The sequence below is a fragment of the Streptomyces coeruleofuscus genome, assembly GCF_039532725.1.
In the GTDB taxonomy this organism is placed as follows: Bacteria; Actinomycetota; Actinomycetes; order Streptomycetales; family Streptomycetaceae; genus Streptomyces; species Streptomyces coeruleofuscus.
The window spans coordinates 173,791-195,171 of sequence record NZ_BAAASE010000011.1 but is presented as its reverse complement, the minus strand read 5'-3'; the positions used below and the strand labels follow the sequence as shown (position 1 = coordinate 195,171).

17 protein-coding genes and 5 tRNA genes are annotated in these 21,381 nt (G+C 70.2%); 13 read left to right on the top strand and 9 right to left on the bottom strand.

The annotated features are described in order from the left end of the window. Positions 1–60: 60 nt before the first annotated feature. From ABFX81_RS34530 to ABFX81_RS34495, 8 genes are all read right to left on the bottom strand, one after another. On the bottom strand, positions 61–642 hold the full coding sequence (locus ABFX81_RS34530; protein ID WP_014675207.1) for a GTP-binding protein: 582 nt from the start codon (positions 640–642) through the stop codon (positions 61–63). Then, positions 623–1,207, bottom strand: coding sequence for a DUF742 domain-containing protein (locus tag ABFX81_RS34525; RefSeq protein ID WP_086840352.1), 585 nt, complete (start codon positions 1,205–1,207; stop codon positions 623–625). The genes ABFX81_RS34530 and ABFX81_RS34525 overlap by 20 nt, the downstream gene beginning before the upstream one ends. 94 nt (positions 1,208–1,301) lie before the next feature. Continuing rightward, complete coding sequence (locus ABFX81_RS34520) at positions 1,302–1,715, bottom strand: roadblock/LC7 domain-containing protein (RefSeq protein WP_004983065.1); 414 nt, start codon at positions 1,713–1,715, stop codon at positions 1,302–1,304. A 10-nt stretch (positions 1,716–1,725) separates the two neighbouring features. Continuing rightward, positions 1,726–5,061 carry a sensor histidine kinase gene (locus tag ABFX81_RS34515; protein ID WP_346139165.1) on the bottom strand — a complete coding sequence of 1,112 codons (3,336 nt, stop codon included), beginning with the start codon at positions 5,059–5,061 and terminating at the stop codon, positions 1,726–1,728. Positions 5,062–5,438: 377 nt separating this feature from the next. Further along, entirely contained in the window at positions 5,439–6,014 is a 576-nt protein-coding gene (locus ABFX81_RS34510; protein ID WP_086840356.1) for an ATP/GTP-binding protein, read from the bottom strand. Further along, positions 5,995–6,390, bottom strand: a complete 396-nt coding sequence (locus ABFX81_RS34505; RefSeq protein WP_053668780.1) for a DUF742 domain-containing protein — start codon at positions 6,388–6,390, stop codon at positions 5,995–5,997. The genes ABFX81_RS34510 and ABFX81_RS34505 overlap by 20 nt, the downstream gene beginning before the upstream one ends. A 111-nt stretch (positions 6,391–6,501) precedes the next feature. Beyond that, entirely contained in the window at positions 6,502–6,915 is a 414-nt protein-coding gene (locus ABFX81_RS34500) for a roadblock/LC7 domain-containing protein (protein ID WP_020271453.1), read from the bottom strand. A gap of 9 nt (positions 6,916–6,924) precedes the next feature. Next, positions 6,925–10,737 (bottom strand): nitrate- and nitrite sensing domain-containing protein, encoded by a 3,813-nt coding sequence (locus ABFX81_RS34495; RefSeq protein ID WP_086840358.1) that lies wholly within the window; start codon positions 10,735–10,737, stop codon positions 6,925–6,927. Positions 10,738–11,338: 601 nt separating this feature from the next. Between ABFX81_RS34495 and ABFX81_RS34490 the strand changes: the two genes are divergently transcribed. The 10 genes from ABFX81_RS34490 to ABFX81_RS34445 all read left to right on the top strand — a co-directional run bounded on the left by ABFX81_RS34490 (position 11,339) and on the right by ABFX81_RS34445 (position 17,693). Beyond that, the gene (locus tag ABFX81_RS34490; RefSeq protein ID WP_167537232.1) at positions 11,339–11,530 is read left to right on the top strand and encodes a hypothetical protein; all 192 of its coding nucleotides are present in this window, start codon (positions 11,339–11,341) and stop codon (positions 11,528–11,530) included. A gap of 172 nt (positions 11,531–11,702) precedes the next feature. Beyond that, entirely contained in the window at positions 11,703–12,479 is a 777-nt protein-coding gene (locus ABFX81_RS34485; protein ID WP_086840360.1) for a fumarylacetoacetate hydrolase family protein, read from the top strand. Further along, complete coding sequence (gltX, locus tag ABFX81_RS34480; protein WP_086840363.1) at positions 12,472–13,956, top strand: glutamate--tRNA ligase; 1,485 nt, start codon at positions 12,472–12,474, stop codon at positions 13,954–13,956. The genes ABFX81_RS34485 and gltX overlap by 8 nt, the downstream gene beginning before the upstream one ends. 177 nt (positions 13,957–14,133) lie before the next feature. Beyond that, positions 14,134–16,350 (top strand): T9SS type B sorting domain-containing protein, encoded by a 2,217-nt coding sequence (locus ABFX81_RS34475; protein WP_346139164.1) that lies wholly within the window; start codon positions 14,134–14,136, stop codon positions 16,348–16,350. A gap of 29 nt (positions 16,351–16,379) precedes the next feature. Further along, positions 16,380–17,111 carry an HAD-IA family hydrolase gene (locus ABFX81_RS34470; protein ID WP_086840367.1) on the top strand — a complete coding sequence of 244 codons (732 nt, stop codon included), beginning with the start codon at positions 16,380–16,382 and terminating at the stop codon, positions 17,109–17,111. A gap of 91 nt (positions 17,112–17,202) precedes the next feature. Next, positions 17,203–17,274, top strand: a tRNA-Gln gene (locus ABFX81_RS34465). A gap of 40 nt (positions 17,275–17,314) precedes the next feature. After that, positions 17,315–17,387: transfer RNA gene (locus ABFX81_RS34460), tRNA-Glu, on the top strand. A 40-nt stretch (positions 17,388–17,427) separates the two neighbouring features. Beyond that, positions 17,428–17,500, top strand: a tRNA-Glu gene (locus tag ABFX81_RS34455). Between the two features lie 20 nt (positions 17,501–17,520). Continuing rightward, positions 17,521–17,592: transfer RNA gene (locus ABFX81_RS34450), tRNA-Gln, on the top strand. A gap of 28 nt (positions 17,593–17,620) precedes the next feature. Continuing rightward, positions 17,621–17,693 (top strand) — tRNA-Glu (locus ABFX81_RS34445). Between the two features lie 193 nt (positions 17,694–17,886). Here ABFX81_RS34445 and ndgR read toward each other — a convergent pair. Continuing rightward, positions 17,887–18,603, bottom strand: coding sequence for an IclR family transcriptional regulator NdgR (ndgR, locus tag ABFX81_RS34440; protein WP_020270051.1), 717 nt, complete (start codon positions 18,601–18,603; stop codon positions 17,887–17,889). A 197-nt stretch (positions 18,604–18,800) separates the two neighbouring features. On the opposite strand from ndgR, the gene leuC reads away from it, so the two are divergent. From leuC to ABFX81_RS34425, 3 genes are all read left to right on the top strand, one after another. Then, the gene (leuC, locus tag ABFX81_RS34435) at positions 18,801–20,231 is read left to right on the top strand and encodes a 3-isopropylmalate dehydratase large subunit (RefSeq protein WP_086840369.1); all 1,431 of its coding nucleotides are present in this window, start codon (positions 18,801–18,803) and stop codon (positions 20,229–20,231) included. A 5-nt stretch (positions 20,232–20,236) separates the two neighbouring features. Further along, positions 20,237–20,830 (top strand): 3-isopropylmalate dehydratase small subunit, encoded by a 594-nt coding sequence (gene leuD, locus ABFX81_RS34430; RefSeq protein WP_086560324.1) that lies wholly within the window; start codon positions 20,237–20,239, stop codon positions 20,828–20,830. A gap of 276 nt (positions 20,831–21,106) precedes the next feature. Further along, positions 21,107–21,337: an SCO5555 family protein gene (locus ABFX81_RS34425; protein WP_020270054.1), complete on the top strand. Its 231-nt coding sequence runs from the start codon at positions 21,107–21,109 to the stop codon at positions 21,335–21,337. Positions 21,338–21,381 lie beyond the last annotated feature (44 nt).

Sequence of the window (21,381 nt, the reverse complement as noted above, 5' to 3'; positions counted from 1 at the left end):
ACACCTGCGGCCCCCACTCCTCCCACAGGAGGAACGGGGGCCGCAAGGCGAACGTGCCGATTACCGCAGGCGTGCCATCAGCGCGTGCTCGACCAGCGTGATCAGCGCCGACTTCGCGTCCGCGCGGTGGCGGGCGTCGGTCGTGATGATCGGGGTGTCGGGGCCGATCTGGAGGGCTTCCCGGACCTCGTCGGGCGTGTACGGCTGCTGGCCGTCGAAGCCGTTGAGGGCGATGACGAACGGCAGGCCGCTGTTCTCGAAGTAGTCGACGGCGGGGAAGCAGTCGGCGAGCCTCCTCGTGTCGACCAGCACGATCGCGCCGATGGCGCCGCGCACCAGGTCGTCCCACATGAACCAGAACCGGTCCTGACCGGGCGTACCGAAGAGGTACAGGATCAGGTCCTGGTCCAGGGTGATACGGCCGAAGTCCATGGCGACCGTCGTGGTCGTCTTGTCCCCGGTGTGGGTGAGGTCGTCGATGCCGGCCGAAGCTGACGTCATGACGGCCTCGGTACGCAGCGGGTTGATCTCCGAGACGGCCCCGACGAACGTGGTCTTGCCCACGCCGAAGCCACCCGCCACCACGATCTTCGCCGAGGTGGTGGAGCGGGAAGGACCGCCGCTAGAGCTTGCGAAGTCCACTGAGCACCCTTTCGAGCAGTGTCACGTCTGGCTGGCCGCCGGCGTTCTCGTCGCCGCCGGGCTGATGGATGGCGACCAGTCCCGCCTCCGCCAAGTCGGCGACGAGGATCCTGGCCACGCCGAGAGGGATCGTGAGGAGCGCCGAGATCTCGGCGACCGACTTGATTTCCCGGCAGAGGTTGCAGATCCGCTGATGCTCGGGCAACTGGCCCTGCATCTGGTGCGGCTGCGCAGTGGTGTGCACCAGCGCCTCGATGGCGAGCTGGTAACGCGGGCGGGTCCGGCCACCGGTCATGGCGTACGGACGCACCAACGGGTTGTGGTTGTTCGACGCCCCACCGGGCGACGGCTCTGGGGTGCGGCGCTGCGGCTGCACGGGCTGGATGCGCGGCGCCGGCGGCTGGTCGTACGGCGACGGGCCGGGGCCCTGTGGCGCGTAGGGCTGCCGGTGGCTCGGTGCGGAGGGAAAGTTGTAACGGTTCGGGTTCTGCCCACCGTCGCCCTGACCCTGGGCAGGGCCGTACGACCAGTTGCCCGAAGACGAACCGCCTGGGGGTGTTGCCACTTTCTCCTCCTCCGACTGTGCCTGGCACCCATCGCTGTGGAGCCGCGTCCCGAAACCTTACGGCCACGGGACGCCAAAACGCACCGTCCGTCTGTTAGTTGAGCAGGCTCCCCTGGAGCTCCGCACGAAGGTCCGGTGTCAGGACCGTACCGGCTCGGTCCACGAGCAGCGCCATCTCGTATCCGATGAGGCCGATGTCCGCCTCCGGATGTGCGAGAACCGCGAGCGACGAGCCGTCGGAGATGGACATGATGAACAGGAATCCCCGCTCCATCTCCACAACCGTCTGATTGACGCTTCCACCCTCGAAGATCCGGGAGGCGCCTGCCGTCAGAGACGTCAGACCGGAGGCGACGGCCGCGAGCTGGTCGGCACGGTCGCGGGGGAAGCCTTCGGACATCGCCAGAAGGAGTCCGTCGGCGGAGACCACCACCGTGTGGGACACCCCCGGGGTGTTGTCCACGAAGTTGGTGATCAACCAGTTCAGGTTCTGTGCCGCCTGGCTCATCGGGCTCACACTAACGCTCCTGGTTGTAGGTGCTGTCAGGACCGAAGCCCTGGCCGTTCGTTTCACTGCCTGCGCTGCGTCCACGCTGTACGCCGCGGCGCAGGTTGCTCAGCCTGCCCCGGACGTCCTCCGGGGCGCGGGAGACCTGTGGGCCTCCCTGGGGAGTGCTCTCGGCGGAACCCTCGATGAGGTTGGCCTTGGGCACCCGCCTCGGCAGGCCGGAGGAGGTGACCCCGCCCGCCTTGGGCTTCCGGAGCTGCGAGGCCTGCTGCCACCGCTCGTCGTTCGCCGAGCGCCAGTCGCGGTCGCCGTTGCTCTCCGGGGTGGAGGCCGGAGGCTCCTGGCTCGCGTGCCGGGCGCCGCCCGTGCCGTTCGCACCGCTCGCGGCGGCCCCGCGGCGGGGAAGCCCGGCGTCGGTCAGCGAGGGTGCGGCGGCTTGGGCCTGTCCCGGACGGTCGAAGCCTACGCGGTCCTGCTCACTTGCGTCAGCGGCCTGCGCAGATTCCGTTTCCTGGGCCTCAGAAGGGTACTGGCTCGGGTAGCCGTTCTGGTAACCGTCCTGCTGGGGCCAGTCGTCCTGGTAGCGCCGCTGCTCGAAGGCGGCGAAGCTGCCGGGCGCACCCGCACCCTGCGACGAGGGCTCTTCCTGGGCCGGCTCCGCATAGGAGGAGTGGTCCGGGTAGCCGCCGTTCGGCGAGAAGGTGTCGTTCTGCGGCAGGCCGCCGTTCGGCGCGTAGTACTGCTCGTCGTACGCGCCCCGCTGCGGCTCCTCGTAGGCCGTCTGCCGCTGCTGCTCGTACGACGCCTGCTGCTCCTGGTACGACGCCTGCTGCTCCTCGTACGGCGCCTGACGGTCGTACGCGGACGGCTGCTGCTCCGGGTAGCCGGACTGGCCCGTGTCGTAGGCCTGGCCGGCGTCGTAGCCCTGCCGGCCGTTGTACTCGTCGGGGTATCCAGGGGCCTCGGTGGGCTCCTGGTCGCTCTGGCGGCCGGGGAGCTCGGGCTGGGTCGACTGGGCCTCCAGGGCCGCCCGGCGCTCCTCGCGCATCAGGGAGCGGCCGACGGGGTCCAGCTCGCGTATGTCGTCGGGGACGTCGGAGTAGCGGCTGTCGTCGAAGCCGAGCTCCGCCGCCGTGCGCATGGGCTGCTGGTTGAAGTTCTCGCCGCCGAAGTTCTGCTCCGGGATGATCTGCGAGACGGTGAACTCGTCGCGGTCCACGTGCTGCTCGCCGCCACCACCGTGGGTGATCGCGTCGGGCAGCATGACGAGCGAGGTCGTGCCCGCCTGCTCGCCCGAGGGGCGCAGCTGGACGCGGATGCCGTGCCGGTCGGACAGCCGGCCGACCACGAACAGGCCCATGCGCTGCGAGATCGCGGCGTCCACGGTCGGCGGGTTGGCCAGCTTGTGGTTGATGTCCGCGAAGTCCTCGGCGGTCAGGCCGATGCCCTTGTCGTGGATCTCGATCATCACGCGGCCGTCGGGGAGACGGGTCGCGGTGACGCGGACCTTGGTCTGCGGGGAGGAGAACGTCGTGGCGTTCTCCAGCAGCTCGGCGAGCAGGTGCACGAGGTCGGTCACGGCCCGGCCGTGGATCTCGGCCTCGGGGACGCCGGACAGCTCGATGCGCTCGTACTGCTCCACCTCGGAGGAGGCGGCGCGCAGCACGTCGACCAGCGGGACCGGCTGGTCCCAGCGGCGGCCGGGCTCCTCGCCGGCGAGGACGAGGAGGTTCTCGCCGTTGCGGCGCATACGGGTCGCGAGGTGGTCCAGGCGGAAGAGGTTCTCCAGCTGGTCCGGGTCGGCCTCGTTGTTCTCCAGGTCGGTGATCAGGGTCAGCTGGCCCTCGATCAGCGACTGGTTGCGGCGCGACAGGTTGGTGAAGATCGCGTTGATGTTGCCCCGCAGCAGGGCCTGCTCGGCGGCGAGCCGGACGGCCTCGCGGTGGACCTGGTCGAAGGCGCGGGCGACCTCGCCGATCTCGTCCGTGGTGGTGATCGGGATGGCCTGGACACGGGTGTCGACGCGGCCCGGGTCGGTGCGCGAGAGCTGGTCGACCAGCATCGGCAGGCGCTGCTCGGCGATGCCGAAGGCGGCGTTGCGCAGCTGGCGCATCGAGCGGCTCATCTGGCGGGCCACCGCGCCGGCCAGGATGAAGGCCAGGAGCAGGGCGACCACGACGGCGGCACCGGTGATGTAGGCGTCGCGCTGGGCGTCGTCGGCGATGTCGGACGCTTCGCTCACGGCCTTGTCGGCCAGGTCCGTCTCGATCTTCTCGTAGGCGTTGAACTTGAGCGTGTTGACCGCCCACCAGTTCTCGGCGGTGACGCCCTGCTCGGCGAGGGCGGCGCGGGCGCTCGGGTCCGTGGTCTGGAGCGTCGCGACGGCCGAGACCATCGTCTCCGGCTTGGACGGCGGGGCGACGTAGTCCGGGTTCTTGGCCTTGGCCTCCCGGGCCATCGCGGCGCCGTCGGTCTTGAGCCTCGCCTCGGCCGCCCTGAGCTTGGCCGCGTCCTGCTCGGTACCGCCGCCGATGTACTCCTGCACGGCGATGCGCTCGAGGTAGGCGTACGAGGACAGGGCGATGCGCTGGCTGGCCAGGTTGCCCTCGTCCGGGCCCGGCTTGGTCAGGATGTGCATGCCGATGGAGCGCTGGAGCGACAGGGCCGCCTTGGTGAGCTCGATGGCGTACACGGTCCGGCCGTAGCTGGTGATGTTGCCGGTGCCGAGGCCCAGCTCGTTGGCGAACTCCGTCAGCGGGTGGGCGACCTCGACGTAGCCCTCCTCGGTCTGCACGCCCTTGAGCTTGGAGGTGTACGCGACCTGGCGCAGGGTCTGGAGCTTCGGCTCCACCTCGCGGAACAGCTTCAGCCGGCGCTCCAGTCCGGGCTTCTCCGGCATGCTCTGGGCCGCGGCGTCGAAGGCGTCGGCCGCCTCGTCGGTGGCCTTGCGGACCTGGGTGACGGTCGCCTTGTCCTGGGAGTTCTGGGCGCTGCCCTTCAGCAGGGGCGCAGCGGAGGTGTCGCGCTCGTTGTAGAGGGCGTTGGCGTACAGCAGGGAGGCCCGCACCAGACGCGCGGTGTTCTCCGCGTCCTCGGCCTCCTGCCAGGTGTCGATCGAGCTCTTCACCTGGAAGCCGCCCATGACGAGGCCGACGAGCACGGGTATGAGCAGGATCGCGTTGAGCCTGGTCGCCACTCGCCAGTTGCGCGGGGAGAGACGGCCGCCGCTCTGGGCGGGCGCGGCCGATGGCTCCGAACCGGGCACGGGGGCGGGCGCCGCTGTGCGCGGCGGCGGGGTGAAGTTGCCCCGGGCCGACGGCTCGGGACTGTTCTTGCTTCGCCTCACTCGACCAACAACCTCTCGGCGGTCGGCACCAACGTTGTGCCGCAGTTTCTCAGAGCCCGGTACGCCATCGACTGACGTGTACGTCATTGACTATTGGGCAGTTCAGGCATTCCAGCACGACGACCTGCGCTCTTCCAAACAGTCCGAGGTGGGGATTCCGAGGGATGTAAGCCCCAGATAAAACGGTCATAAAGAACGAGCCCCGCCAAAAGGCGGGGCGATTGTGCGCGCAGCGAGACCGGATGTGCGCGACGCGTGGCCGTACCACCAGATTCCTCTGCCGAAACGTTATGAACACCTTGGCCGACCGTGTCAAAGGACACAGTCGGCTCCGGTGCATCTACGACAACTGCCGTATTGCGCTTCTGAATTGGGTGCTACCTCAGCCGTGCCATCAGAGCGTGCTCGACCAGCGTGATCAGGGCACTCTTCGCGTCGGACCGGTGCCGGGCGTCCGTCGTGATGATGGGTGCGTCCGGACCGATCTGGAGAGCTTCCCGCACTTCATCGGGGGTGTAGGGCTGCTGGCCGTCGAAGCCGTTGAGGGCGATGACGAAGGGCAGACCGCTGTTCTCGAAGTAGTCGACCGCGGGGAAGCAGTCGGCGAGACGGCGGGTGTCCACCAGCACGACGGCGCCGATCGCGCCGCGCACCAGGTCGTCCCACATGAACCAGAAGCGGTCCTGACCGGGCGTACCGAAGAGGTACAGGATCAGGTCCTGGTCCAGGGTGATACGGCCGAAGTCCATGGCCACCGTGGTGGTGGTCTTGTCCCCGGTGTGCGTGAGGTCGTCGATGCCCGCGCTGGCGGAGGTCATCACGGCCTCCGTGCGCAGCGGGTTGATCTCCGAGACGGCGCCGACGAACGTGGTCTTGCCCACGCCGAAGCCGCCCGCCACCACGATCTTCGCGGAGGTGGTGGAACGACCCGCGTCAGAGCTTGCGAAGTCCACTGAGCACCCTTTCGAGCAGTGTCACGTCCGGTGCGCCGGTGGCATCGTCGCCGCCCGGCTGGTGGATCGCGACGAGACCGGCCTCGGCGAGGTCCGCGACCAGGATCCGCGCCACACCCAGCGGCATGTTGAGCAGGGCCGAGACCTCGGCGACCGACTTCACCTCACGGCACAGGTGGCAGATGCGCTGGTGCTCCGGGAGCAGCCCCATGAGCGCCGCGGGATCGGCGGTCGTGCTGATCAGTGCCTCGATGGCCAGTTGGTATCGCGGCCGCGTCCGGCCGCCCGTCATGGCGTATGGCCGGACCAGCGGCTGGTCGCCCTCGTCCTCGTACGGCTCCGCGTACGGATCATGAGAGGCGGGGGGCGGGGTCATGGGTCCTCCGGGCGGGACAACAAGTCGGTCAGTCGAGCCGTCTGACGAGGCCTGTGTGGGGTGTGTGGCGGCCGGACGGTGATGTGGTGAGACGGGTGGTGCCGGGGCCGATCAATGGAGCAGACTGCCTTGGAGCTCAGCTCGCAGGTCGGGGGTGAGGACCGCGCCCGCGCGGTCGACCAGGAGCGCCATCTCGTAGCCGACGAGGCCGATGTCGCATTCGGGGTGAGCGAGGACGGCCAGCGACGAGCCGTCCGAGACGGACATGAGGAAGACGAATCCCCGCTCCATCTCCACGACCGTCTGTGCCACGTCGCCGCCCTCGAAGATCCGGGAGGCGCCTGCCGTCAGGGACGTCAGACCGGAGGCGACGGCCGCGAGCTGGTCCGCGCGGTCGCGCGGGAAGCCCTCCGACATCGCCAGGAGGAGTCCGTCGGCGGACACGACGACGGTGTGGGACACCCCGGGGGTGTTGTCCACGAAGTTGGTGATCAACCAGTTGAGATTCTGTGCCGCCTGGCTCATCGGACTCAACTAACGCTCCTGCTGGTGAGAGGGCCGAGGGAAGCTGCCGGTCTGGGTGGACCCGGCCTGACGACCCTGTGCAATACCGCGGCGGAGATTGGTCAGCCGACCGCGGACGTCATCGGGGGCACGAGAGATCTGCGGACCGCTCTGCTGGGGCTGCTGCTGAGCCGTGCCCGGAACGAGGTTCGCCCGGGGCACCCGGCGCGGCAGGCCGGAGGTGGTGACACCGCCGGCGGCGGGCTGGCGGACGCGCTCGGCCTGGCGGACGAGGTCGTCGTTCGGCGAGCTGCGCCAGCCGGCGGGGGCGGACCGCTGCGGACCGCCGGCTCCCTGCGGCTGCTGCGGGGCCGGAGCCGAGCCGTTGCTCTGCTGCTCCTGCTGCCCCTGCTGGCCGTGGAACCAGTTGGTCTCGAGCGTGTCGTACAGCGGCGTACGCCCGTCGCCCGGACCGGTCGCCGGCGGCAGGGCCTCGGGCTCCTGCCGTGCGGGCCGTGCCTGCGGGGCGGGCGGACGCGGGGCGCCGAAGTCGGCCCCGCCGCGGGCGCCGTTGACCTGCGGCCGCTCGAACTGGCCCGTGCCCGCCGGGTCGGCCGGAGTGGCCGGACCGGGGAGGGTGGGCCGACCGGAGCCGTTGTCCTGGCGCGGCGCGGGGTACTGGCCGGTCGAGCCGTTGTCGTAGGACTGCGGAGCCGGGTACTGGCCCGTGGAGCCGTTGTCCTGGCGGGGTGCCGGGTACTGGCCCGTGGAGCCGTTGTCGTAGGACTGCGGAGCCGGGTACTGGCCCGTCGTGGACGACGGGTCGCGGTGGCCGCCCGGGGCGGTGCCGTAGACGTCCGGGCGGACGAACTGGCCCGAACCCTGCGAACCGTCCGTGCCGGGAAGGCCGAAACGGTCCGAGTGCTGGGGGCCGCCCGTGCCGTAGTCGGCCGGAGAGCCGGGGCCCTGCCGGTCGTCGTCGCGAGGAACGGCGGGGATCTCCGCCGTCGAGCCCGGTCCCTGGCGGTCGTCGATGCGGGGCATCTGAGAGGTCCGGGAGACGTCCGGCTCCTCGTGCCCGCGCGGGGTGTCCAGCGAGGCACGCGGCACCGGCGGCTGGGCGTTCTCGTCGCTCCAGCTCGGCACGCGGGGCTGCGGGTCACCGCCGGGCAGCTCGGCCCGCGGACCGCCGCGCGGCGGCAGCTGCGGCCGACGGCCCTGGCCCTGCTCGGCGTTGCCCGGGCGCTGCCGGCCCCTGCCCCTGCCCTGACCCTGGTCCTGCGGTCCGTTCGTACCCGCGGCCTGCAGACCCTGCGGAGCACCCGGCGCCTGACCGTACCCGGCACCGGCGGGTGCCGGACGGCCCTGCGGCGGCGCGGGCGGAGCGCTCTGCTCGAACAACGACGGGGACTTGTCGGGACCCTGCGGTCCGCGCCCTCCGCCCGGACGTGCACCGTCCGCGTCCCGCCCGGGCAGCGCGGCCCGCGGACCCTGGCCGGCGCCGAGCCGGCCACCGCCGGACGACGCACCGCCACCGAAGCCGCCACCGGAAGCACCGGCTCCGAGGGCGCCACCGCCCTGGCCGCCGGCACCGGCGGCACGCCGGGCCGCGGCCGCACCCGCGGCGGCCTGCGCGGCGGCCGGACCGCCACCGCCGACCGGCGGCTGACCGCCCTGCTTGGGCTGGGGCTTCCTGCCGCCCTGGGCGACGTCGACGGGGAGCATGACCAGCGCGGTCGTACCACCGGAGTCGGACGGGCGCAGCTGGATGCGGATGCCGTGCCGCTGCGACAGCCGGCCGACCACGAACAGACCCATGCGGCGGGAGACGGAGACGTCCACCGTCGGGGGAGAGGCGAGCCGCTCGTTGATCGCCGCCAGGTCCTCCGGCGACAGACCGATACCGGTGTCGTGGATCTCGATCAGTACGCGGCCGTCGGGCAGCGCGTGACCGGTGACCTTGACCTTGGTCTGCGGCGAGGAGAACGAGGTCGCGTTCTCCAGCAGCTCGGCGAGCAGGTGCACGAGGTCGTTGACCACGCGGCCGGCGACCTCGGTGGTCGGCACGGAGGCCAGCTCGATGCGCTCGTACTGCTCCACCTCGGACGCGGCGGCACGCAGCACGTCGACCAGCGGGACCGGGCGGGTCCACCGGCGGCCGGGCTCCTCACCCGCGAGAACCAGCAGGTTCTCACCGTTACGGCGCATACGCGTGGCGAGGTGGTCGAGCTTGAACAGCGAGGACAGCTGGTCCGGGTCGGCCTCGCGGGACTCCAGTTCGGAGATCAGCGACAGCTGGCGCTGGATCAGACCCTGGGAGCGGCGCGAGAGGTTGGTGAACATCGCGTTGACGTTGCCCCGCAGCAGGGCCTGCTCGGCGGCGAGGCGGACCGCCTCGCGGTGCACGTCGTCGAAGGCCGCGGCCACCCGGCCGATCTCGTCCCGGGAGTGCACACCGACCGACTCCACGGACGTGTCGACGTCCTGCGGGTCGGACTCGGAGAGCTGCTTGACCAGCTCGGGCAGCCGGTCGGAGGCGACCTTGGTCGCGGTCTCCTCCAGGCGGCGCAGCGAGCGGATCATGGAGCGGGCCACGACGAAGGCGCCGACCAGCGAGACACCGAGCACGATGAGGATCAGGGCACCGGAGATGATCGCGTCGCGCTCGGTGGCGCTGCGCAGCTCGCGGGCCTTCTGTTCCATCTCCTCGAGCAGGGTGTGCTCGATGTTCTTCATCTGCTGGATCTTGGTGGAGCTGTCGTCCAGCCAGTCGCGGTAGGACCGCTTGTCCTGCTGGGCGAGACCGCTCGCGGAGACCAGGGCCCGACCCGCGTAGGTGTCGGTCGCCTTGATCGTGGAGTTGCCGCCGTCCTCGATGGGCTTGAGCAGCTCGGCGGCGGCGTCCTCGCCGTAGATGCTCTTGAAGCTGCGGATCTCGGAATTCTGGCTCTCCAGGGCCGACTCGGCGTAGAGCCGGTCGTTCGGCGAGAGCTTGCCGGTGGTGGTGTTGCTCGCCGGCAGCGCCGCCGCCAGGGCCGCGCGCTGGATCGAGGAGTACTCCTTGGCGGAGGAGAACGCCGCGAGCGCACGCGTGCGCTGGATCATGTCCGGGTTGCTGGTCGCCTCGGCCATGTCCTGGGAGAGGTCGATCAGGTTCTCGATCAGACGGTGGTACGCCTCGATCGTCTGCGTGGAGTTGTCCTCGGAGGCGTAGGCACCCTTGCGGATCTGCTCCAGGTCGCCCAGCTCGCCGGCGAGCTGGATGAGGTACTCGCGGACGCCCTTGAGGTTGCCGTCCTTGCTGGCGGTGTCGATCTGCTCGGAACTGTCGAGGAAGTTCTTCCGCGCCCGGTCGGTCTTCTCGCGCAGGCCCTTGACCGTGAAGTCGGTGGCCTTGCCGCCGTGTGCCAGCGGGCCGGCCGACTGGTCGCGCTCCTCCTGGAGGGCGGCGGACAGCTCGGTGGCCTGCTTGGTCATGTCCGTCAGCAGCTTCATGTTGTCGAGCTGCTGGATGTCGTCCATGGACTGGTTGATACGCAGCGCGCCCAGCGAGGTGGCCGCGACCACCGGGAGGGCGAGCAGCGAGACCAGACGGGTGGAGATGCGCCAGTTGCGCAGGGCTATTCGCGGGCCGGGGCCGGACGGGCCGGCCGGCGGCTTCAGGGGCGGAGCCGGGCTCGCGGGCCCGGTGGGGGCCGACGCGCCGGGGCGCCCGGGGCGTTCCCCGCCGTCACCCGCCGGGCCCTGGTTCTGGGCGTGCTGGGCCGAGGGACCTCGGTTGGTCCCGCCGTGCGGCTCCGGCTCCGCCGAAGCGCTGCCATCCCTCTTGAAACGTCCCTGCACTAGCGTCGCAACCTCTGGACCAGGCGCCCCATCGCGTGAACGGCGGGGCACGGTGTCGGCGTTCTGGGGACGCCCTGAGTACGCCCCCGTGGTGGTCGTGAGTGACCGGCGCTGGCTCCCCCTTCTCACCGCCACTCGGCGCGTCTGTGCGCCCCCTGTGCGCCGGCTCGATCCTGCGGCGGTCCGTGGCATTCCAGCACAGCACAGGATCTCCAACAAGGCTCGTATGCCAGGCCGTGACATAGGTGACACCACGTGAGTGCCGAATCACCGGACGTAGAGAGCGAGTTCGCCCATTTCGGACGTATGCCCGCGAGTCGCCGAGGCGTCATGGGTGTCCCAGTCGCCATGATCAGCAGCGGAATGAGGGCTTCAGGGGGTCAATGTCCGTTTCGTTGAGGTCGGACGCGAGCCCGGATTGACCGATTTGCCCCCTGATTCGTGAGAAAACTCACATGCTGATCATGAGGTCCTCGCGATTACGCCGGGAATCCCATGTTTAGCCTGACGCTTTACAGCGATGGCAAAACCGACAACCCGCGCCCGTGCGAGGGTCCCAGCGTCCTCCCGGCGCCTGTCACAGAACAGGATCAAGTAAACAGTGAAGACGACGACGATGTTCCACAAGATCGCCAACCCGCGACGCACGACGCTGGCGCACCTGGACGACGCCGACGAACTGCAGACGCCGGAACTGCCGGAGCACCGCGTCGAACTCCCCACCCAGACTGCCAACCCCAAGCGCACCATCCTCACCGAGGTCCCCGTCGCGGCCGCCGCTGCCGCGGAGTGACACCAGGGAGTACGCGCACCGGCCGCCGGATGCTCACGGCGGCGGGACATCAGCATCGAAGGGGCGCCCCGGCGACGAGGCGCCCCTCCGTGATGCGCGCGGCGCGGACCCTTCCCCGCGTTAGCCTGGAGCGTCAGACTCCAGCCGCTTCAGTCAAGGGGCCAAGCATCCCGTGCGCATCGCCAGATTCTCCATCGACGGGAACGTCGCCTTCGGCGCCATCGAGGGCGAGAAGCAGGACGAACTCGTCCTGGACATCATCAAGGGCATCCCGTTCGCGGACTACGAGCTCTCCGGCACGAAGGTGCCGGTCGGCAAGGTGAGGCTGCTGCCGCCGGTGCTGCCCAACAAGGTCGTGGCCTTCGGCCGCAACTACAGCGAGCACGCGCGCGAGCTGGGCCATGAGGTGCCCGACGCCCCGTTCGCCTTCTTCAAGCCGTCCACCTCGGTGATCGGCCCCGGCGACGAGATCCAGTACCCCTCCTTCTCGCAGGAGGTGCACCACGAGGCCGAGCTGGCCGTGGTCATCGGCCGGATGTGCCGCGAGGTCCCGCGCGAGCGCGTCAAGGACGTGATCTTCGGCTACACCTGCGCCAACGACATCACCGCCCGCGACGTCCAGAAGCGCGAGAAGCAGTGGGCGCGGGCCAAGGGCTTCGACACCTCCTGCCCGCTCGGCCCCTGGGTGGAGACGGACCTGGACCCGGGCGACCTGACCATCCAGCTCACGGTCAACGGCCAGCAGCGCCAGCTCGGCCGCACCAGCGAGATGGTCCACTCCATCGAGGACCTGATCGTCAACATCTCCGAGGCCATGACGCTGCTCCCCGGCGACGTGATCCTCACGGGCACCCCGGCTGGGGTCGGCCCCCTGAACGTCGGCGACGAGGTCGCCGTCACCATCGAAGGCATCGGCACTCTCACCAACAAGGTTGTCAAGCGTGGCTAGCGCACCCGGCTCTCCCGTACGCGTCCGTTTCTGCCCGTCGCCCACCGGTAACCCCCACGTGGGCCTGGTGCGCACCGCCCTGTTCAACTGGGCGTTCGCCAAGCACCACCAGGGCACGCTGGTCTTCCGCATCGAGGACACCGACGCGGCCCGCGACTCCGAGGAGTCGTACACCCAGCTCCTCGACTCGATGCGCTGGCTGGGCTTCGACTGGGACGAGGGCCCCGAGGTCGGCGGCCCGCACGCGCCCTACCGCCAGTCGCAGCGCATGGACCTGTACAAGGACGTCGCGGCCAAGCTCCTGGACGCCGGCCACGCCTACCACTGCTACTGCTCCCAGGAGGAGCTGGACACCCGCCGCGAGGCCGCCCGCGCCGCCGGCAAGCCCTCCGGCTACGACGGCCACTGCCGTGAGCTGACCGACGCCCAGGTCGCCGAGTACAAGGCCCAGGGCCGGGAGCCCATCGTCCGCTTCCGGATGCCCGACGAGACGATCACCTTCACGGACCTGGTCCGCGGCGAGCTGACCTTCACCCCGGAGAACGTCCCGGACTACGGCATCGTCCGCGCCAACGGAGCCCCGCTCTACACGCTGGTCAACCCGGTCGACGACGCCCTGATGGAGATCACCCACGTCCTGCGCGGCGAGGACCTGCTCTCCTCCACCCCGCGCCAGATCGCCCTGTACAAGGCGCTGATCGAGCTGGGCGTCGCCCAGCAGATCCCGTCCTTCGGGCACCTGCCGTACGTGATGGGCGAGGGCAACAAGAAGCTCTCCAAGCGCGACCCGCAGTCGTCCCTGAACCTCTACCGCGAGCGCGGCTTCCTCCCCGAGGGCCTGCTCAACTACCTCTCGCTGCTCGGCTGGTCCCTCTCGGCCGACCAGGACGTCTTCACGATCGACGAGATGATCGCGGCCTTCGACGTCGCGGACGTCAATCCCAACCCGGCCCGCTTCGACCTGAAGAAGTGCGAGGCCATCAACGGCGACCACATCCGCATGCTCGACGTGAAGGACTTCACGGAGCGCTGCCGCCCGTGGCTCCAGGCGCCGTTCGCCCCCTGGGCCCCGGAGGCCTTCGACGAGGCCAAGTGGCAGGCCATCGCACCGCACGCCCAGACCCGCCTCAAGGTGCTCTCCGAGATCACCGACAACGTCGACTTCCTGTTCCTGCCGGAGCCGGTGGAGGACGAGGCCAGCTGGACGAAGGCCATGAAGGAAGGCTCGGACGCCCTGCTGCGCACCGCCCGCGAGAAGCTGGAGGCGGCCGACTGGACCTCCGCCGAGTCGCTCAAGGAGGCCGTCCTGGCCGCCGGCGAGGCCCACGGCCTCAAGCTCGGCAAGGCCCAGGCCCCGGTCCGTGTCGCCGTCACCGGCCGCACGGTCGGCCTGCCGCTGTTCGAGTCGCTGGAGGTCCTGGGCAAGGAGACGACCCTGGCCCGTATCGACGCGGCACTGGCGAAGCTGGCCGCGTAACGCGCACACGGCACACACGGCACGGCGAGGGCGGCGCCCGAAGCGGGCGCCGCCCTCGCCGTGCCGCCCACCCGTCACCGGGAGTTCATCCTTCCGGCCGGCTCCTGTCCCCGGGAGAGACGTTGGATGCCCCCTGTGCACACGGTGGCCGTGTGCACCCAGGAACCGGGGGGGTGCATGAGCCGTTCACGAAGACTCGTCCACGCGGCCGTCGGCGGGGTGGTGGTCCTGTCCTGCACCGTACTGACCGCACCCGCACAGGCGGCACCCGAGGCCGACGAGCCGGTCGGCACGGTGCGGCTCGTCACCGAGAAGCGCGTGACCGTCGACTACCCGTGGGCCGGCGCGTCCGGCTTCCAGTACCGGCCGGGGACCACCTCGGTCACCACCGTGGACTACCCCGACGCGGTCCCGCCCGCCCACGCCGGTCCGGACGACCTGGCCAGCGGCACCGACGTCGTGAACACCCGCGACGGCCGGACCGTCACCCAGCGGCACCGCTCCACGGGCGTCACCGCCACCGTCACGATCCCCTCCGGCCACGCCTACCGGGCCGCCGCGGGCTGGAGCGTGCTGACCATGGACGGCACCGGCGCCCTGCACGTGCTGCGCGCCGCCGAGGGCACCCTCACCGAGGACACCCCGGTCACCGGCTTCCCCGCCGGCGCCCGGCCCGTCCTGTACCGCACCGGCGGCTCGGTCGGCCGTCTCGCGATCGTCTACGTGCTGGACGGCAAGACGTCGGTGGGTCTGGTCGACCTCGCCGACGGTGCCTTCCGCACCTACGTCACCAGCGACGAGGCGACCCCGCAGCTCGCCTTCAACGACCGCTGGCTCGTCGCCGACTGGAAGGCGATCCGGGTGGACGCCGAACCCGGCGCCGAGCCCACCGCCCTCACCAGGGCCGACGCCCGGCCCGAAGCCGTCGTGGGCGACCAACTCCTGCTCGGCAACCCGACCTTCGTCCAGGGCGGCACCGAGGCCGCGCTCACCGCCCGCTCCCTGGTCACCGGCGCTTCGAGCACCGTGCTCACCTCGTCGTTCGGCGGCATCGACCCGACCCTGGACGGCGGAGCGCTGGCCACCGCCGGCCCCTCCAGCCTCAACTGGAACATCCACCGGATCACCCTCACCGATACCGGCGGACTCACCACCACCGAGGTGGCCCGGGTCCCCGCCGCCGCGACCGGAGTGCAGGGACTGGCCGTCGCCGGCGGCGAGTTGTTCCTCCACGGCGCGACGCCGGGCGGCTCGCTCCGGTACAGCGGCTTCCAACTGGACGCCGACGGCCGGCCCACCGGTGCGCAGACCCCCCGCAGCCCGGCGCTGAGCGGCACCACCTGCCTCCCCGGCGACGCCGCCTGCCCCCAGCTGGAGGCCCTCGGCGACGGCCGGGTCGGCTACCTGTGGACCGACTCGGCGGGCCAGGAGTCCGTCCTCAACGTCGGCCTCGACAGCACCACCATCCTCAGCGGGCCCACGGACGGCGACTCCGGCGGCCGCCTCGCCGGCGGCACCGGCCGCTACGTGCTCTACAACGGCTCCTCCGGCAAGCAGCGGCTCGTGGACTTCGCGCGCGCCGCGACCGGCGGCGAGACCACCCTCACCCGCGACCGCACCGCGGCCGCCGTCTGGGGCCAGACCCTGTGGACCCCGGGCAGCACCCAGGGCTCGGTCACCGGCCGCAACCTCAAGACCGGGACGACCACCACCCTTGCCACCGGCGCCCCCTGCACCCCCACCGACATCCAGGCCGTCAACACCTGGCTGTACTGGACCTGCGGCGGCACCGCGGGCGTCTACGACCGCGCCACCAGCCGAAAGATCACGGTCCCGGCCGACCACGGCCCGGCCCGCCTCGCCGACGGCTTCCTCCTCCGTGAGAACCGCACCACCCACGAACTGCTGCTCACCGACTTCCACACCGGCACGGCGACCACCCGCACCCTGGTGAAACTGCCGGCCACGGACCAGAACACCGGCGGCAGCAACGGCCGCTGGGCCGTCGACCGCTTCGGCGGCCACATCGCCTACCTCAACGGCACGTACGGCGAGGTCTCGATCGTCGCCGGCGGCGTCCCCACCTCACCGCTCGCGCAGATGGAGGCCCAGGTCTACTCGCCGTCCGTGATCGGCAGGTCGATGCCCTGGTCACCGGTGTGGCAGCTGAACAAGCCGTCCACCTGGACCCTGACCCTGACCAAGGCCTCGGGCACGGTCGTCCGCACCCTGACCGGCGCCTCCACCGGAGCCGCCGTACGCCCGGCCTGGGACGGCACCACCGACACCGGCGCCGGAGCCGGGTCCGGCCCCTTCACCTGGCGGCTCACCGCCCACCCCCGCGACGGCCGGGGCCCTCACCTCACACTCTCCGGCACGATGACCCTGGGCTGAGAGCACCCGGCAGTGGGTACGGTCCGACCATGAGGATCCACGCCGTGGTCTGGGACGTCGACGACACCCTCTTCGACTACACCACCGCCGACCGCCTCGGCATGCGCGCCCACCTGACGGCCGAGGGCCTGCTCGACGACTACGACACCGTCGAGCAGGCCATCACCCGCTGGCGGGAGATCACCGACGCGCAATGGGCGCGCTTCGCGGCCGGTGAGGCCACCTTCGAGGACCAGCGGCGCGACCGCGTACGGGTGTTCCTCGGCCAGGACCTCACCGATGCCGAGGCCGACGCGTGGTTCAGGCGGTACCGCGCCCACTACGAGACGGCCTGGGCCCTCTTCCCGGACGTCCTGCCCGTCCTCGACGCCCTCGCCGCCAGTCACCGGCACGCCGTGCTGTCCAACTCCAGCCTCCACGTCCAGGACCGCAAACTGCGCGTCCTCGGCGTCCACGACCGCTTCGAGAGCATCCTGTGCGCGGCCGAGCTCGGCGTCTCGAAACCCGAGGCCGGGGCGTTCCTGGCGGCCTGCGCCGCCCTCGACCTGCCGCCGCACCAGGTCGCCTACGTCGGCGACCACCCGGAGATCGACGGACGGGGTGCCGCCGACGCCGGGCTGCTGTCGGTGTGGATCGACCGCGGGGGGGCGTACGCCACGATCGACCCGCCCGTCGGGCCGCACCGCATCGCCTCCCTCGACGAACTGCCTTCTTTGCTCGGCCCGGATAGTCGTTTTGGAGCCCCGTCCACCTTCAGGTAATGTTCTTCCTGCGCCGCGGGGAGCGGGCCGGAAGGCAGGAACCCCAGGCGCATTACTAGAACAAGATCCCCTCAGGGGGCTTGCGTTCCAGTGGCCTATGGTGTAATTGGCAGCACGACTGATTCTGGTTCAGTTAGTCTTGGTTCGAGTCCAGGTAGGCCAGCTCGCAGAGCTCATCTGCACCAGCGGATTCCGATCCGCAAGCCCCCGTTGTGTAGCGGCCTAGCACGCTGCCCTCTCAAGGCAGTAGCGCCGGTTCGAATCCGGTCGGGGGTACTGGTTCCGAAAGATCGACGATCATCTCGGGACTGCTAGGGCCCCCGTTGTGTAGCGGCCTAGCACGCCGCCCTCTCAAGGCGGTAGCGCCGGTTCGAATCCGGTCGGGGGTACTGACTGGTCTAAACCACATTGGTCTATGGTGTAATTGGCAGCACGACTGATTCTGGTTCAGTTAGTCTTGGTTCGAGTCCAGGTAGACCAGCTCGGACCTGCGGAAACGCAGAGTCCAGGCCCCCGTTGTGTAGCGGCCTAGCACGCCGCCCTCTCAAGGCGGTAGCGCCGGTTCGAATCCGGTCGGGGGTACACACAGGAAAGGCCCTCCACTTCGGTGGGGGGCCTCTTGTGCATGTCCCTGCTTTTTAGGGGCGCGGGGAACTGCGCGACCAGCCACGTACGGCCGGCACTCGACACGAAACCGCAAGCTGCCATGGCGCCTGGTCGGGAAGAGCCTGCCGCGGCGTTGAGGCCGACCCTCCCCGAGAACACCCCGTTGGTTTCAGCCGGTGCGCCGCAACGCCTCGGAGAGGCGCCCGGCCGCATCGATCACAGCCTGCGCATGCATACGGCCAGGATGACGCGTCAACCGCTCGATCGGCCCGGACACCGACACCGCGGCGACCACACGGTTGGAAGGGCCCCGCACCGGCGCGGAGACCGACGCGACCCCCGGCTCGCGCTCGCCGATCGACTGGGCCCAGCCCCGGCGACGTACGCCCGACAGGGCCGTCGCCGTGAAGCGCGCGCCCTGGAGGCCGCGGTGCAGCCGCTCCGGCTCCTCCCAGGCCATCAGGATCTGCGCCGAGGAACCGGCCTTCATCGTGAGCGTCGAGCCGACCGGGACGGTGTCCCGCAGGCCGGACAGACGCTCCGCCGCGGCGACGCAGATGCGCATGTCGCCCTGGCGACGGTAGAGCTGCGCGCTCTCGCCCGTGACATCACGGAGGTGGGTGAGCACCGGGCCCGCGGTGGCGAGGAGACGGTCCTCACCCGCGGCCGCGGCGAGTTCTGCCAGGCGAGGGCCGAGAATGAAACGGCCCTGCATGTCGCGCGCCACCATGCGGTGGTGTTCCAGCGCCACGGCCAGGCGGTGGGCCGTGGGTCGTGCCAGTCCGGTGGCGCCGACCAGGCCCGCGAGGGTGGCCGGACCGGACTCCAGAGCGCTCAGGACGAGGGCCGCCTTGTCCAGAACGCCGACGCCGCTACTGTTGTCCATGAAACGATACTCGCGTCTCACTCTGTGAAACGCAAGTTCAAATTCTCGTGGAACCCGCCACTCTGGAAGACACGAAGTCACAGTGGCCCGTGACGTACGGGCCTGGCGGCGGTTGCCCGGAAACGCAGGGGCGCGGGCCCGCCTCTTCAAGATCTCTAGTTGGGTCGGCGGACCGTCGTCGACCGGAGGGAACAGCGATGGGTAGGACACTCGCGGAGAAAGTCTGGGACGACCATGTCGTCCGGCGCGCGGAGGGCGAGCCCGACCTTCTCTTCATCGATCTGCACCTGCTGCACGAGGTGACCAGCCCGCAGGCCTTCGACGGCCTGCGCAAGAGCGGCCGCAAGGTCCGGCGCCTCGACCTCACCATCGCGACCGAGGACCACAACACCCCCACCCTCGACATCGACAAGCCGATCGCGGACCCGGTCTCCCGGATCCAGCTGGAGACGCTGCGCAAGAACGCCGCCGACTTCGGCGTGCGGCTGCACCCGCTGGGCGACGTCGAGCAGGGCGTCGTGCACGTCGTCGGCCCGCAGCTGGGTCTGACCCAGCCGGGCACCACCGTCGTCTGCGGCGACTCCCACACCTCCACGCACGGTGCCTTCGGCGCGCTGGCGTTCGGCATCGGCACCTCCCAGGTGGAGCACGTGCTGGCCACCCAGACGCTGCCGATGTCCCGCCCCAAGACCATGGCGATCACCGTCGACGGCGAACTGCCCGACGGCGTCACGGCCAAGGACCTGATCCTGGCGATCATCGCCCGGATCGGCACCGGCGGCGGCCAGGGTTACGTCCTGGAGTACCGCGGCGAGGCCATCGAGAAGCTGTCGATGGAAGCGCGCATGACCATCTGCAACATGTCGATCGAGGCCGGCGCCCGCGCGGGCATGATCGCCCCGGACGAGACCACCTTCGCGTACCTCAAGGGCCGTCCGCACGCCCCCGAGGGCGCGGACTGGGACGCCGCCGTCGAGTACTGGAAGACGCTCAGGACGGACGAGGACGCCGAGTTCGACGCCGAGGTCGTCATCGACGCCGCCGAACTGTCGCCGTTCGTCACCTGGGGCACCAACCCCGGCCAGGGCGCACCGCTTTCGGCGTCCGTCCCCGACCCTGCTTCGTACGAAGACGCATCGGAGCGCTACGCCGCCGAAAAGGCCCTGGAATACATGGGGTTGGAGGCCGGCCAGCCGCTGCGCTCCATCAAGGTGGACACCGTCTTCGTAGGCTCCTGCACCAACGGCCGCATCGAGGACCTGCGCGCCGCCGCCGAGCTGATCAAGGGCCGCAAAGTCGCCGACGGCGTACGGATGCTGGTCGTCCCGGGCTCCGCGCGGGTGGGTCTCCAGGCCGTCTCCGAGGGCCTGGACGTCGTCTTCAAGGACGCCGGCGCCGAGTGGCGGCACGCGGGCTGCTCGATGTGTCTGGGCATGAACCCCGACCAGCTCGCCCCGGGGGAGCGCTCCGCGTCCACCTCCAACCGCAACTTCGAGGGCCGGCAGGGCAAGGGCGGTCGTACGCACCTGGTGTCGCCGCAGGTCGCGGCCGCTACGGCCGTCCTGGGTCACCTGGCCTCCCCGGCCGACCTGTCCGCCGCCGACACCCGTACGCCCGCTGGAGTCTGAGAATCATGGAAGCCTTCACCACCCACACCGGCCGGGCCGTCCCGCTGCGCCGCAGCAACGTCGACACCGACCAGATCATCCCCGCCCACTGGCTCAAGAAGGTCACGCGGGACGGGTTCGAGGACGGGCTGTTCGAGGCCTGGCGCAAGGACGCGTCGTTCGTGCTCAACCAGCCCGAGCGGCAGGGCGCGACCGTCCTGGTCGCCGGCCCCGACTTCGGCACCGGCTCGTCCCGCGAGCACGCCGTCTGGGCGCTGCAGAACTTCGGCTTCAAGGCCGTGATCTCCTCCCGCTTCGCCGACATCTTCCGCGGCAACTCGCTCAAGAACGGCCTGCTCACGGTTGTTCTGGAGCAGAAGATCGTGGACGCGCTGTGGGAGCTCACGGAGAAGGACCCGCAGGCCGAGATCACCGTCGACCTGGTCGCCCGCGAGGTGCGCGCCGAGGGCATCACCGCCTCCTTCGAGCTGGACGAGAACGCCCGCTGGCGGCTGCTGAACGGCCTCGACGACATCTCGATCACCCTCCAGAACGAGGCGGACATCGCCGCGTACGAGGCGAAGCGCCCGTCGTTCAAGCCGCAGACGCTGCCGGTCTGATCCGGAGCATGAGCCGCCGCCCCTGAACAAGGCGACTTTCGGCCACCGCAACACCCCTCTGTACCCCCGATCAGCCCGATCGGGGGTACAGGCTTTTCTGCACCCGAACGGCCCTGCCCGCCCTGAACTCGGCAGTCAACTTCCCACGTTAAGCCGGTGGTTGTTGGGGTACGCGAGATGTACAGCCGTGACTTCCGTGTGCGCCCGGAAGACCGTTTGAGGCGGCAGTTGTCCCCTGCGCAGGCGACAACTCGCCCCAGATGGCACAATCTGTGCATGGAACACGACGGCCAACTCGAGCTCTATACGGCAGTCGCGGGCCAACTCAAGGAAGCGCACGCAAGGGTGCGCGCACTGCAAGTCCCGGAGGGCGTACGGATGGCGCTGACCCGGAAGCTGCTGGTCATTACGGCCGCGGCCAAGCACGATCTCGCCGACGCGGCAAGGCGGCTTGATCGGTTCACTGCGGACCTCGACGAGGGACGTCTCCCCGACGAGGAACGCTGAACCGGACGACACCGCCGAGTTCGTTGCGGCACAAGGGTGATAAG

What these genes read in the sequence shown, in the direction of transcription:
- ABFX81_RS34520 (WP_004983065.1), bottom strand. Translation starts at nt 1,715, where the DNA reads ATGAGCCAGGCGGCACAGAACCTGAACTGGTTGATCACCAACTTCGTG.
- leuC (WP_086840369.1), top strand. Translation starts at nt 18,801, where the DNA reads ATGGGTAGGACACTCGCGGAGAAAGTCTGGGACGACCATGTCGTCCGG.
- ABFX81_RS34475 (WP_346139164.1), top strand. Translation starts at nt 14,134, where the DNA reads ATGAGCCGTTCACGAAGACTCGTCCACGCGGCCGTCGGCGGGGTGGTG.
- leuD (WP_086560324.1), top strand. Translation starts at nt 20,237, where the DNA reads ATGGAAGCCTTCACCACCCACACCGGCCGGGCCGTCCCGCTGCGCCGC.
- ABFX81_RS34470 (WP_086840367.1), top strand. Translation starts at nt 16,380, where the DNA reads ATGAGGATCCACGCCGTGGTCTGGGACGTCGACGACACCCTCTTCGAC.
- ndgR (WP_020270051.1), bottom strand. Translation starts at nt 18,603, where the DNA reads ATGGACAACAGTAGCGGCGTCGGCGTTCTGGACAAGGCGGCCCTCGTC.
- ABFX81_RS34500 (WP_020271453.1), bottom strand. Translation starts at nt 6,915, where the DNA reads ATGAGCCAGGCGGCACAGAATCTCAACTGGTTGATCACCAACTTCGTG.
- ABFX81_RS34425 (WP_020270054.1), top strand. Translation starts at nt 21,107, where the DNA reads ATGGAACACGACGGCCAACTCGAGCTCTATACGGCAGTCGCGGGCCAA.
- ABFX81_RS34505 (WP_053668780.1), bottom strand. Translation starts at nt 6,390, where the DNA reads ATGACCCCGCCCCCCGCCTCTCATGATCCGTACGCGGAGCCGTACGAG.